Genomic DNA, 12628 nt, shown 5'->3' with positions numbered 1-12628 from the left:
CGCCAATGCCTATTTCGGGGCGTTCCCCTTCCATCTTCATCGCGAGGCCTTGATGACCGTCGTCACACCGAAATTCGGCATGGGTGCCTCTGTGCTGCGTCCTACGACACATATCTGGGCAACGATTCGGGAAGCGGCGGAGGCGTGACTTTAGGGCCGAGAGACGAGGCGGCAGGGAAACTGTCCGATCATCCAGGGCGTGTGCTGACCGGGATCATGCTCAAGGTGATCTCGGTGGCGGTCTTCGTCGGCATGCAAACCTGCATCAAGGCAGCCGGCACCTTGCCGGCCGGCCAGATCGTCTTCTTTCGCTCCTTCTTCGCCATCTTCCCGATCATTATCTTCCTGGCCTTCAGGAGAAAACTGGGTACGGCGTTTGCCACCAAACGTCCGCTGAACCACATTGCGCGCGGTGTCGTCGGCGTTTGCGCCATGGGGCTCGGCTTCTTCGCGCTGACCCGGCTGCCGCTGCCGGAGGCGATTACGCTGAACTATGCGCAGCCGTTGCTGGTGGTGGTGTTCTCCTCGCTTTTCCTCGGCGAGGCCATCCGCATCTATCGCTGGAGCGCGGTCGCGGTTGGTCTCGTCGGCGTGCTGATCATCTCCTGGCCGGAACTGACGCTGCTCACGTCGGGCGCCGCACTCGGCGACCAGGAGGTGCTGGGCGTCATCGCTGCTCTCTTCTCAGCGGCAATCTCCGCCAATGCCATCCTGCTCGTGCGCAATCTGGTTCAGACCGAACGGACAGCGACCATTGTGTTGTGGTTTTCGGCGACGGCGAGCGTCATGGCGCTGTTTTCGCTGCCTTTCGGCTGGCAGGCGCTGACGCTATTGCAGACCGGCCTTCTGGTCGCCGCAGGCTTCTGCGGCGGGCTGGCGCAGATCCTGATGACGGCAGCCTATCGCCACGCCGAGGCCTCGGTGGTGGCGCCGTTCGAATACACCTCGATGATCCTCGGTGTCGTCGTCGGCTATTTCGCCTTTGGCGATATCGCCACCATCAACACGCTCGTCGGCGGTGTGATCGTCGTTGCCGCCGGCATGTTCATCATCTGGCGCGAGCGCCAACTCGGCCTGGAACGCACCCGAACGCGCAAGGCAGCGCCACCACAGGGGTGAGGAGGTCCGCGGGGTTGGCTCAGTTAGCTTCCGCACGTTCCTTCGCCAGCCGCACCAGCACCGCTCGCGTCTGCTCGTCGGCCGGGAAGAAAGACTCGATCGCCAGTTCCGACAGCGTCACGTCAAGCGGCGTGCCGAAGACGGTGATGGTGCTGATGAAGGACAGCACCTGGTCGCCATGCGCCAGCCGCAGCGGATGGACGATGCCGTTGGGCTCGACCGGCACCGGCCGCGCACCCTTGAGCCCGGACGGATAGGTTCGCAATTCGCGCTCCAGCTCGACCAGGACGGGATCGCCGGCGGCATCGTTCTGGTGTTTCAGCCGCTCCAGCAGATGCGCCCGCCATTCCGCGAGATTGACGATGCGCGGTGCGATGCCGTTCGGGTGCAGGCTGAGGCGCAGCACATTGACCGGCGGCTGGAGCAGCGACGGCTCGGCAACATCGGCCAGAAACGGGCCGATGGCGGCATTGGCGGAACTCAGGTTCCAGTGCCGGTCGACGGCGAGCGCGGGGAACGGTTCATGCCCCTTGAGCACGGTCTCGACCGCGGCAAGCGCCGGCGCCAGCGTCTTGTCTGTGAGTGGCCGCTCGCTGAAGCTCGGCGCAAAGCCGGCAGCCAGCAACAGCTGATTACGCTGCCGCAGCGGAATCTCAAGCTGCTCGGCCAGATGCAGCACCATCTCGCGCGAGGGCGCGGCGCGGCCGCTTTCGACGAAGGAGAGATGACGCTGGGAAATCTCAGCCTCCATTGCGAGATCAAGCTGGCTCATGCGCCGGCGCGTGCGCCATTCGCGGATCAGGCTGCCGGCGGAGGTTTGGACTGTTGTCATCGGGCAGGATTAAGGCGGCGGGAGAGGGATTTCAATTACGTCGGAGGTTATAGCGGAGGCCGAGGCGAAATCTATTCTCCCCCTTTGAGGGGGAGATGGCCGGCAGGCCAGAAGGGGTCGGTTCGACGGGATGCGACCTTCTTACGGAAAATGGACGTTGGCGCTCCACGCGCAACGACCCCACAGTCGCCTTCGGCGACATCTCCCCCTCCAAGGGCCCTCAAGGGGGAGATCAGCTAGCTAGCCCACCTCTCGCAACTTCGCTTTCACCTCGAGAAAATCCCGCCACGCCAGTTTCTTGTGCGCCGGCGTCCGCAAGAGATAGGCCGGGTGCAACGTCGGCATGGCCGGAATGGCAGTGCCCGACACCGTCGTGTGCACCTGCCAATTGCCGCGCAGGCGCAGGATGCCCTCGGTAGTGTTGAGCAGGGTTTTGGCCGAAGGGCCGCCGAGATTGACCAGCACCTTCGGATTGACCAGCTCTATCTGCCGCTCGATGAAGGGACGGCAGATTTCGGTCTCGTGCGGCGTCGGCGTGCGGTTGCCGGGTGGCCGCCAGGGAATGACGTTGGCGATATAGACCGAAGTCCGGTCAAGCCCGATCGCCGCCAGCATGCGGTCGAGCAGCCGGCCCGAGCGGCCGACGAAGGGCAGGCCCTCAATATCCTCGTCGCGGCCGGGCGCCTCGCCGACCAACATCACCGAACCTTCCGGATTGCCGTCGGCAAAGACCAGGTTCTTGGCGGTGAATTTGAGGTTGCAGCCATCGAACGACGCCATGTGCTGGCGCAGTTCGTCGAGCGTCGAGGCACTTGCCGCCATTTGCCGGGCCAGGGCCGCCTGTGCCTCGTCGGGCACCGTCGCCATGGCCGGAACGGAACGCGCCGGCGCGTCCGGCACCCGGCTTGCGTCCAGCCCGGGGCTGGCGGCGGCTTGTTCCGGAAACTTGTTTTCGCGAGGCGGCGCGGCAGGCGCCGTTGTGCGCTCGGGGCGCTTCGGTGCTGCCCCGGCAAACCGGTTCACCGGCGCGTCCTCCAACGCTTCGTCGACGCCGGCAGAGGCGTAGAAGGCGAGCAACTCGGCCAGGTCGGATCGGTTGTTGGGGGAGGCGGCAGTCATGCCGGGCACATTCGTCCGCCGAGAGACGATTTGCAAGGTTGGGCGGTTAGTAATCTCCCCCTCAAGGAGGGAGACTACGCGCTCGTCGGCTTTCGCCAATCACGAAGGGCATTTCGTGGCGATTTTCACGGCGTCTGCCGCTTACCCCGTAGGAATCCGCGGATCCTGAACCAGATAAAACGTCCAGCGCGGCGTGTAGTCGGTGATCAGAAACTCGAAGCGTCCCCTCTTCAGCGGGTCGATCTGTCCACTCTTGAACAAGAGCCGGTCATAGGGTTCGAAATCGCGGTCGAAATCGGCGTACGCGCTCGACAGGATATTGTCGGGCGTCTTGTTACGCTGGTCGAAGGACAGGCCGTCGCCGAACACGCTCGGCTGGTTGAGTATCTCCTGCAGCTCGAACTGGAATTCGACCCAGGCCTGGCCGCTGTTGTTGAGCACCTCGATACGCATGTACAGGATGCCGTTGGCGAATTCGCCGTTGGTGCTGAACGGCTGGATCGGTTTGGTGGTGCGGATGGTGAGCGTCACCGGCGTCGACGAATTCAGCTCCTCGGAGATGACCAACGGATCTTCCTTGGTGCCGGTGCCCGAGGCGCCGGTGATGTGGAAACCGCCAAGCTCGTCGGAAAAGGAATAGGCGCCGGTCGCCCACACCTTCACCGGCTCGGCCTGAGCGCGAACCGGCGTAAGCATTGAAAGGGCGAGAAGGATCGCTCGGCAGGTCCGGCCGGGCGGAAGGGGGAAGCGCGTCAATGAATAGCCGGACGGCGTGCGCATGGAAATAAGTATGGCCGATAAGAGAGCCGTCGAACAATTAAAATATGGGACGCTGAGCGCGGCCGCGCGCAAAACGCTTGCGGCAGAGTTGTCATCCGCGACTTTTTGTCGAAATCGGCATTGTCACGTCAGCGCCGGTTTCCTGTCGCGGATTGATGCGCTATGCAGCGCAGGAGCCAGCAAAATGCCGGAAACGGTTGGCCAGTGCGGAGGGGTTGATGAGCGAGATCGAACGCGAGAGCATGGAATTCGACGTGGTCATCGTCGGGGCCGGCCCGGCGGGCCTTGCCGCAGCGATCCGTCTCAAGCAGGTCAATCCCGAGCTTTCCGTCGTGGTGTTGGAAAAGGGCGGCGAGGTTGGTGCACACATTCTGTCAGGCGCCGTCGTCGATCCCATAGGCATCGACCGCCTGTTGCCGGGCTGGCGCGAGGAAGATGGCCATCCCTTCAAGACGCCGGTTACGGCCGACGATTTCCTGGTGCTCGGCCCCGCCGGCTCGTTCCGTCTGCCCAATATACTGATGCCGCCGCTGATGAACAATCACGGCAACTACATCGTCTCGCTCGGCAATGTCTGCCGCTGGCTGGCAATCAAGGCTGAAGCGCTAGGCGTCGAAATCTATCCGGGCTTTGCTGCCGTCAGCCTCGTCTACAACGATGCCGGCGCCGTCACGGGCGTCATCACCGGCGACATGGGCGTCGAAAAAGACGGCACACATGGCCCGGGCTTTGCGCCGGGCATGGCGCTGATGGGCAAATACGTGCTGATCGGCGAGGGCGCGCGCGGTTCGCTGTCCAAGCAGCTGATCGCAAAATACAAACTGTCCGACGGCCGTGAGCCCGGCAAGTACGGCATAGGCCTCAAGGAGCTGTGGCACGTCAAGCCCGAGAACCACCGGCCGGGCCTGGTGCAGCACTCCTTCGGCTGGCCGCTCGACCTGAAGACAGGCGGCGGCTCCTTCCTCTACCACCTGGAGGACAACCAGGTCGCGGTCGGCTTCGTCCTGCATCTCAACTACAAGAACCCCTGGCTGTCGCCCTTCGAGGAATTCCAACGGTTCAAGACGCATCCGGCGATATCGCGCACCTTCGAGGGCGCCAAGCGCATCGGCTATGGCGCGCGCGCCATTACCGAAGGCGGCTGGCAGTCGGTGCCGAAACTCTCCTTCCCCGGCGGCGTGCTGATGGGGTGTGCGGCGGGCTTCGTCAACGTGCCGCGCATCAAGGGTTCGCACAATGCGGTGCTGTCCGGCATGCTGGCGGCCGAGCATGTCGCGCAAGCGATCGGCTCCGGCCGCGCCAATGACGAGCTGTCTTCTTATGAGGACGCTTGGCGCGCGACCGATATCGGCAAGGATTTGAAGAAGGTCCGCAACGTCAAGCCGCTCTGGTCGCGCTTCGGCACCATTATCGGCGTCGGCCTCGGTGGTCTCGACATGTGGCTGAACACGCTGTTCGGCTTCTCGCCCTTCGGCACGCTGAAGCACGGCAAGGCCGATTATGCCACGCTTGAGCCCGCGGCCAAGCACAAGAAGATCGCCTATCCCAAAGCGGACGGCGTGCTGACCTTCGACCGCCTGTCCTCGGTGTTCCTGTCCAACACCAATCACGAGGAAAACGAGCCGGTGCATCTCATCGTCGGCGACATGGAGTTGCAGAAGCGTTCCGAGCATGATGTCTTTGCCGGGCCTTCGACCCGCTATTGCCCGGCCGGTGTTTACGAATGGGTCGACAAGGACGGCAACGCCGCCGCCGATCCGTCTGCCAAGGATGTGCGCTTCGTCATCAACGCGCAGAACTGCGTGCACTGCAAGACCTGCGACATCAAGGATCCCAACCAGAACATCAACTGGGTGCCGCCACAAGGCGGCGAAGGCCCGGTCTATCAGGGCATGTGAGCCTCACCGACCGGGGCCGTCTCAACCAGCAAAAATGGCGGCGATGGCCGGGTTTACCAAGGCATGTAAGGCGCTCGGCGCCAAAGATTGTTGAAACCGTCGTCTGCTTGTGGTCTCATTGCCGCGTCCATGGGGAAAATGGCATGCGCGTGTTGGTCTTGTTTTGCGTCGCCGTCATAAGCGCGGCCTGCGGCGTCGTCGGGACGGCGTCGGCGGGGGTGAAAACCGTCGTCAAGACGCGAACCTATGACATCACCGGCACGACAGGTGCCGGTCTGGTTATCGCCATGAACCGCAGGGGCCCCAAGCACGGTTTCATGACCCACGCCATCGCGCAGACAAGCTACACCGCCGACTGGAGCCTGGACGTGGGTCAGGTCAACGGCGTCTGCCGCCTGCGCCAGGCCAATGGAACGCTCAACATCGCCTACACCTACCCGCGCGTCGCCTCGGCCGTCACGCCGGCGCTGCGCAAACGCTGGAACCGGTTTTTCACAGGCGTTCTCGCTCATGAAGGAACCCATGGCCGTATCGCCGGGCAGATGATGCAGGCTGCCGAGCGGTCGGTTCGCGGCCTGAAATTTGCCAACGATCCGCAATGCAACAAAACGCGCGTCGAAGCCACGCGGCGCTTGCAAGCCACTTCCAAGCTCTACGAGGCAAAACAGATCGCGTTCGACGCGCGCGAGCACAGTGAAGGCGGCCATGTCGAGCGCATCATCGAGGCCTTGGTAGGCTTGTGAAACCGTAAGCCCCGTGGCGTACGATCTAGCCGCCCATGCTGGGCTGGATCAGCGACACAGTCGCGGTAGAATCCTCGTCGACCGGCTTGGTCTCGTCGCGCATCAATGAAAATTCCACCATCACCGGCAGATGGTCGGAGCCGGTCGCTTCCATCTGCGTCGACGACAGGATGGTCACCCCGCCCTTCGAAAACACCTGGTCGATCGGCAGGCCCGCATAGCGCCGCAGGAAATCGGGCAGGGTCCGGTGGATCCAGGTCGATCCGGCCGACGGCATCACGGTCAGTCCGCCGAGCGAGGCAACGCGCCGTACCGCGGCGCTCCACGGCACGGCGTTGCAGTCGCCGGCCATGATCGCCGTCTCGCCGAGCGAGGTGAGCGTCTCGGTCAACTCGCCGATCTGCCAGTATTGTTCCTTCGGCCACGGCCAGCTCAAATGGATCGCCGCGACATCGACCGGAGTGCCGCCGAAATCGACGGTGGCGGCCGCCATCGCGCCGCGCGGTTCGCAATGCGGCTCGGTGCCGGCCGCAAAAGGTCGCCGGGACAAAAGCGCCACGCCCCACACGCCGTCGGGATGGGCGCACAGGATGCGATAGGGATAGGCGTTCTGGATATAGCCGAGTTCGGTCGCCCACATGGCCGATACTTCGTCGAGCGTGATCACGTCTGGGTTGGTCCTGGCGATCAGCGAAAGAACCTTCTTGGGTGTCGGATTGTTGAAACGCAGGTTCATCTGCAGCAGCCGGTAGACCGGTTCGTTGCCGGGCGCGGCGTCATTGGCGGCCTGCACCGGCCACAGGCGCGGCAAGGTGCTCAACGTGCTGGCGAAGGCGGCCACGGCCAGCAGCAGGCCCACGCCCGCCTGCAGGCGAAACGAGGTGGCGAGCAGCGGCAGCGCAATCAGCCCCATCAGCACGGCAAAATGGATGCGGAAATGGGCGAAGGAATCGAAGGCCGGATGCAGTGCGCCAAAGAACCCGGCTACAAGCGCGGCCGAGAGGCCGAGCATTGCCAGGAACGCCATTGAAGCCATCATCTTTCGCACGCGTGCCATCAGACCGGGTTTTGCCCATAGACCGGGTAATACATTGCCGAGGTATCAGGCCTTTATCGGCTGAAATGCGGCCCAATCAAGATGACGAAACGCCTCGCGGCAAACATTTACGGCAAGCCGGTCTACTGAAAGGCCGTCTCCGAAAAGCTTCTCAGCTTGCGCGAATGCAACCGTTCCATCGGCATTTCCGCCAGCTTCTCCATCGCCTTGATGCCGATGGTCAGATGCTGCGCCACTTGCCGCTTGTAGAATTCGGTCGCCATGCCGGGCAGCTTCAACTCGCCATGCAGCGGCTTGTCGGAGACGCAAAGCAGCGTGCCGTAGGGCACGCGGAAGCGGAAGCCATTGGCGGCGATCGTGGCCGATTCCATATCGAGCGCGATGGCGCGCGACTGCGACAGCCGCTGCACCGGTCCGCGCTGGTCGCGCAGTTCCCAGTTGCGGTTGTCGATGGTGGCGACGGTGCCGGTGCGCATGATGCGCTTGAGATCGTAGCCGGAAAGTCCGGTGACTTCGGCGACCGCCTCCTGCAGCGCCACCTGGATCTCGGCCAGCGGCGGTATCGGCACCCACACCGGCAGGTCATCGTCCAGCACATGGTCTTCCCGGACATAGGCATGCGCCAGCACATAGTCGCCCAGCGCCTGAGTGTTGCGCAGGCCGGCGCAATGGCCGAGCATCAGCCATGCATGTGGCCGCAGCACCGCGACATGGTCGGTGATCGTCTTGGCGTTGGACGGGCCGACGCCGATGTTGACCATGGTGATGCCGCCATGGTTCGGCTTCTTCAGATGATAGGCTGGCATCTGAGGCAGGCGCGGCGCCGCCACGCCTTCGCTGGGCGCGTTTTGCCCTGCCTTGGTGATGACATTGCCCGGTTCGACGAATTCGGTATAGCCGTGGCCGCCTTCAGCCATCTGGGCCCGCGCTCGGGCGACGAACTCGTCGATGTAGAACTGGTAGTTGGTGAACAGCACGAAGTTCTGGAAATGCTGCGGGCTGGTCGCCGTGTAGTGCGTCATGCGGTGCAGCGAATAGTCGATGCGCTGCGCCGTGAACGGCGCCAGCGGCCTTGGTTCGCCGAACGCGACCTCGAAGGTGCCGTTGGCGATCTGGTCGTCGGTGCCGTCGAGATCCGGCACGTCGAACAGGTCGCGGATCGGCCGTTTGATGCGGTCGGCGGCGGCGCCATCGACATGGGTTCCTTCAAGGAACGCGAAATGCAGCGGGATCGGCGTGGTCGATTCCGAAACCGTTACCGGCACGCCGTGATTGCGCATGATCAGGCGAAGCTGCTCTACGAGATAGCGTTCGAACAGCACCGGCTGGGTGATGGTGGTCGAGAAATGCCCGGGGGTCGGCATGTGGCCGTAGGCCTGGCGCGAGTCGATCTGGGTGAACGAATTGGTGGTGACGCCGATCTCCGGGTAGAAGGCGCGGTAGCGCTTGCTTTCGTCGCCGCCGGCGGCAAGCGTGGCAAAGGAGTCGCGCAGAAACTTGGTGTTGCGGTCGTAGAGCACCTGCAAGGCGGCCACGGCCTTTTTGGCGTCGTCGAAGCTCTGCTTGCCGAAAGGCTCCGGCATGACGACCGATTCGATAGCTTGTGGGTAGATTCGCTTTTCCATGGCTCAATATAGAGACTTGAGGCCGCACTTGGGAGGGGAGGGTGGCCGCCAAGTGGTCGATTTATTCGTCCACGCCCAAGGTGTGCTGAGATTCAGGTAAGGCTGAGCCGGAGTCGAGGACGGGCGCGAAGCGACCAAACTGGTTGGCTTCGAGAACCGGAGCGGAGCGTACTCGAAGCATGTGAGCACCAAGGCCGCCACTTGCAGGCCAGCATCACCTTAATACCGGCACACCTTACCCGCGCTGCAGACTGACCAGCAAGACAAAGCCGACGCCATGCTTCTTCGGCGCCGGCGCGTCGATCGTCGTGTCGGCATTGGCCCGCATCATTGGCATGGCCAGGACCGGCGCCGACAGCACGACCAGGACGAGCGCCGCCCGCGGCAGGAGCCGAAGGGTCTGGAGGGCGTTGATGGCGATGCGGTTCATGGCTTTTGCTTTTCTGTTTGGATCTATGTCTTTGTCGTCTCAGGGGCGAAAATGGTTCATGCAATCGAATTGGCAGGAACTGGCTGCATTCCAGGAACGGGCCGGACGGCCGGATTCGGCCACGAGGATGGCGAAGAGCATCCCGAACAGGCTCATCAACAGGCAGACGATGGTGAAGCGGCGAGCGAGCATTTGCGTGGTGTCTCCTTGAACACGCCATCAAAATGCCCTGATGCGACTGAACCGGCGCTGATGCCGGCGTTCATCTACGGTTCAAAGTGATTGACGATGTTTTAGGGAGCGCATCGGTTCGGGTTTGCGCCGCCGCAAACGGCACGGTCGTCGCTATGGCGCGGACCGTCCTGCAAAAGAAAACGGGGCCTGTGAAGGCCCCGTTGGTCAACTCAAAGCAGCAAGATCAGAGCTTGTGCCAGGTCTGGCTCTTGCAGATCAGCCCGCCGAGCACGCAGCCGCTCATCTTGAGCGAGGTGCCCGACAGTGTTGCCTTGCCCGAATAGGTCTTGTCGTTTGCCGGATCGGTGATGTTGCCGGCATATTTGTTGGCCCCGGCCGCCTTGAGCGAACCGATGGTCTTCCCGGCATATTTGCCGGTCTTCAGGGTGATGGAGAATGAACCGCTGCCGCCGATAACTGCTGTGTCGCCGGCTTGTGTCTTCCAATTGCCTTCGATCGGATCGGCCCAAGCCGCACCAGCCATCATCACGGCGGCCGCCAGGGCCAAGCTCACTTTGCGAAACATATCTGTCCTCCCTGGTTTAGATGGGGCAGCCGCCTCTCTGCCCCTTACGCAAACGTAAGCTAATCCAGCTCCCGGCAAAACAAAAGCGTGCCGCGACGGAAGGTTTCGCAATTTTCATGCGGGGTCGGGAGAGTGCAGCCCGTGGAAATAAACGATCGAGGCGTTGGCTTTGGTTCGCGTGGTTAGCAGAGTGTTGATCGGCGCCTTGCAAATTTTCGTCAAATCGGTCGAGAAACGGCGGGATTGCTGACTTTGTATCCTTAACGAATTTCCGCGTTTACCTCTTGTTTTAGCTTTGTTTTCTCCAAATTAAGCACGCCATTTAACGACGGATTCAAGGCTCGGCCTCATTCTCGGAAGCATCGAAAGAGCGGCTCCCCAGGGAACACCGGGGGACAGAAGAGGCCCGCTCTCGGGAGCCAGACAGGGGACTAAAATGGCACGTTTTGAAATGCTTGAAGCCGGCTTCGGCGCCATGGGGGCAACTGCCCAGGCCGACATTCTTTTCGAACTGGGCATGATGTATGCGACCGGCCGCGATTGCGAGATCGATGTCGTTGCCGCCCACAAATGGTTCAACATCGCCGCCATCAAGGGCTCGGTCCGCGCCGCGGAACTGCGCTCGGAATTGTCGGCCGCAATGTCCAAGGTCGAGATCGCCAAGGCGCTGCGCGAAGCCCGCGAATGGATGACGATGCACTGAGATCGCGAGCAGATTATCGCAGGCAGATTATCGAAAACAGGGAAGCCCCGGGATCAAGACCGCAAAGACGGTCGGAACCGGTGAAACGACAAGGCCGCGACAAGACGGCCGACCATGAAAGAACAAGAACGCGGCAGGCCGGCACGGTCCAGTCGTGCACAATGGGGACGGCGGGCAGGTTTTCGTGGCGCGGGGGCGCATGGGGACTGCTACGAGCAAAAAGCCACGACCGGCCGGAACAGGCTGGCGTGGCTTTTTGCGTTGATGAGGCCCAATCGAGCGGCGCCGATGCGCCTAGACAGGCCCAATGAAGGATGAAATTGTCCCGCCTTCGGAAAGAAGCGCGGCCAGAGCGGCTGCGCGAGTGTGGGAGGAGTTCTATCACCATGAAAAAAACGGGTATTTTGAGCGCGGCCGTATTTGGCCTGATGATGAGCGCTCCGGTTGCCTTTGCCGATGACATCACCATTTCGGTGGTCGGCCCGATGACCGGACAACTCGCCACGATCGGCGACCAGTTCAAGCAGGGCGCAACGGCAGCCGCCGACGCGATCAACGCCGCCGGCGGTGTCAACGGCTCGATGATCAAGCTCGACATCGAGGACGACCAGTGCGATCCCAAGCAGGCGGTTTCGGTGGCCAACCGGATCGTTGCCAACAGCGTCAAGTTTATTGACGGCCATGCCTGTTCAGGTTCGAGCATCCCGGCTTCCGCCGTCTACGCCGAGGCCGGCGCGCTGATGATGAGCCCGGCCTCTTCAAATCCCGAGCTGACCGATGCCGCCGCCAAGGCCGGCTGGCCGACGATCATGCGTCTCTATACGCGTGACGACGCGCAGGGCGCCTTCATTGGCCCGTGGATCGCCAAGAAATATGCCGGCAAGAATGTCGTTATCCTGCATGACAAGAGCGCCTACGGTCAGGGCGTTGCCGATGCCGTGAAGGCGACGATGAATGCCGGTGGCCTAAAGGAGATCGACTATGAAGGCATCAATGCCGGCGAGAAGGATTATTCGGCTCTCGTCACCAAGCTGAAGGACCTCAAGGCCGACGTTGTCTATTTCGGCGGCTATCACCCGGAAGCCGGGCTTATCCTGCGTCAGTCGGCCGAGCAGAGCGTCAAGTTCCAGCTGATCATGCCGGATTCGATCGCCTCGCCAGAATTCTGGCAGGTCGCCGGCCCCGCCGGTGAAGGCACCCTGTTCGTCTTCCCGTCGGACCCGCAGGCCAAGCCGGAAGCCAAGGAGGCCATCGCCAAGATCAAGGCGGGCGGCTTCGTGCCGGAAGGCTTTACGCTGTTCTCCTACGCCGTCGTTCAGGCGTTTGCAGAGGGCGTCAAGCGCGCCGGAACGGACGATCCGGTCAAGGTAGCCGAAGCGCTGAAGAACGGCACGCCGTTCAGCACCGTGGTCGGCGACGTGACCTTCGACGAGAAGGGCGATCTGAAGAACGCCAGCTACGACATCAACCAGTGGCACGACGGCAAATACGCACCGATCGCGCAGTAAGCGGCCGCGTACTCATGGCAATGGCCGGGCTTGTCCCGGCCATTTTTCATTCAA

At 62.5% G+C, this 12628-nt stretch carries 13 protein-coding genes; 6 read left to right on the top strand and 7 right to left on the bottom strand.

The genetic code is table 11. From position 1 onward, the window contains the following. Positions 1 to 216: 216 nt before the first annotated feature. Positions 217 to 1119: a DMT family transporter gene (locus X750_RS150915; protein WP_084567145.1), complete on the top strand. Its 903-nt coding sequence runs from the start codon at positions 217 to 219 to the stop codon at positions 1117 to 1119. 19 nt (positions 1120 to 1138) lie between these two features. Here X750_RS150915 and X750_RS150920 read toward each other — a convergent pair whose 3' ends face one another. The 3 genes from X750_RS150920 to X750_RS150930 form a co-directional block, all read right to left on the bottom strand. Then, positions 1139 to 1951, bottom strand: a complete 813-nt coding sequence (locus X750_RS150920) for a helix-turn-helix transcriptional regulator (protein WP_023747484.1) — start codon at positions 1949 to 1951, stop codon at positions 1139 to 1141. A gap of 240 nt (positions 1952 to 2191) precedes the next feature. Beyond that, positions 2192 to 3070: a uracil-DNA glycosylase gene (locus X750_RS150925; RefSeq protein WP_023670194.1), complete on the bottom strand. Its 879-nt coding sequence runs from the start codon at positions 3068 to 3070 to the stop codon at positions 2192 to 2194. 141 nt (positions 3071 to 3211) lie between these two features. Further along, on the bottom strand, positions 3212 to 3766 hold the full coding sequence (locus X750_RS150930; RefSeq protein WP_023698594.1) for a hypothetical protein: 555 nt from the start codon (positions 3764 to 3766) through the stop codon (positions 3212 to 3214). 302 nt (positions 3767 to 4068) lie between these two features. Here X750_RS150930 and X750_RS150935 point away from each other — a divergent pair, with 302 nt between their 5' ends. Both X750_RS150935 and X750_RS150940 read left to right on the top strand, forming a co-directional pair. Continuing rightward, complete coding sequence (locus X750_RS150935; RefSeq protein ID WP_023747483.1) at positions 4069 to 5748, top strand: electron transfer flavoprotein-ubiquinone oxidoreductase; 1680 nt, start codon at positions 4069 to 4071, stop codon at positions 5746 to 5748. A gap of 143 nt (positions 5749 to 5891) precedes the next feature. After that, entirely contained in the window at positions 5892 to 6491 is a 600-nt protein-coding gene (locus tag X750_RS150940) for a DUF922 domain-containing protein (RefSeq protein WP_023692824.1), read from the top strand. Between the two features lie 25 nt (positions 6492 to 6516). Here the strand turns inward: X750_RS150940 and X750_RS150945 are convergent, their stop codons facing one another. The 3 genes from X750_RS150945 to X750_RS150955 form a co-directional block, all read right to left on the bottom strand. Continuing rightward, complete coding sequence (locus X750_RS150945; protein ID WP_245271837.1) at positions 6517 to 7518, bottom strand: endonuclease/exonuclease/phosphatase family protein; 1002 nt, start codon at positions 7516 to 7518, stop codon at positions 6517 to 6519. A 152-nt stretch (positions 7519 to 7670) separates the two neighbouring features. Further along, positions 7671 to 9131, bottom strand: coding sequence for an AMP nucleosidase (locus X750_RS150950; RefSeq protein WP_023731828.1), 1461 nt, complete (start codon positions 9129 to 9131; stop codon positions 7671 to 7673). 277 nt (positions 9132 to 9408) lie between these two features. Next, a complete protein-coding gene (locus tag X750_RS150955) occupies positions 9409 to 9603 on the bottom strand; it encodes a hypothetical protein (protein WP_023747481.1) in 195 nt (64 codons plus the stop codon). A 51-nt stretch (positions 9604 to 9654) separates the two neighbouring features. Here X750_RS150955 and X750_RS1000000165775 point away from each other — a divergent pair, with 51 nt between their 5' ends. Then, positions 9655 to 9885, top strand: coding sequence for a hypothetical protein (locus tag X750_RS1000000165775; RefSeq protein WP_156932391.1), 231 nt, complete (start codon positions 9655 to 9657; stop codon positions 9883 to 9885). A 136-nt stretch (positions 9886 to 10021) separates the two neighbouring features. On the opposite strand, the gene X750_RS150960 is transcribed toward X750_RS1000000165775, so the two are convergent. Continuing rightward, the gene (locus X750_RS150960; protein WP_023687258.1) at positions 10022 to 10363 is read right to left on the bottom strand and encodes a DUF2147 domain-containing protein; all 342 of its coding nucleotides are present in this window, start codon (positions 10361 to 10363) and stop codon (positions 10022 to 10024) included. A 436-nt stretch (positions 10364 to 10799) separates the two neighbouring features. Here X750_RS150960 and X750_RS150965 point away from each other — a divergent pair, with 436 nt between their 5' ends. Next, positions 10800 to 11066 carry a sel1 repeat family protein gene (locus X750_RS150965; RefSeq protein WP_023747480.1) on the top strand — a complete coding sequence of 89 codons (267 nt, stop codon included), beginning with the start codon at positions 10800 to 10802 and terminating at the stop codon, positions 11064 to 11066. Positions 11067 to 11452: 386 nt separating this feature from the next. Next, complete coding sequence (locus X750_RS150970; protein ID WP_023687260.1) at positions 11453 to 12574, top strand: ABC transporter substrate-binding protein; 1122 nt, start codon at positions 11453 to 11455, stop codon at positions 12572 to 12574. Positions 12575 to 12628: the final 54 nt, after the last annotated feature.

This window comes from Mesorhizobium sp. LNJC391B00, assembly GCF_000502535.1.
Lineage (GTDB): Bacteria > Pseudomonadota > Alphaproteobacteria > Rhizobiales > Rhizobiaceae > Mesorhizobium.
The sequence above is the reverse complement of the archived record's forward strand: the minus strand, read 5'-3'. Positions and strand labels throughout refer to the sequence as shown.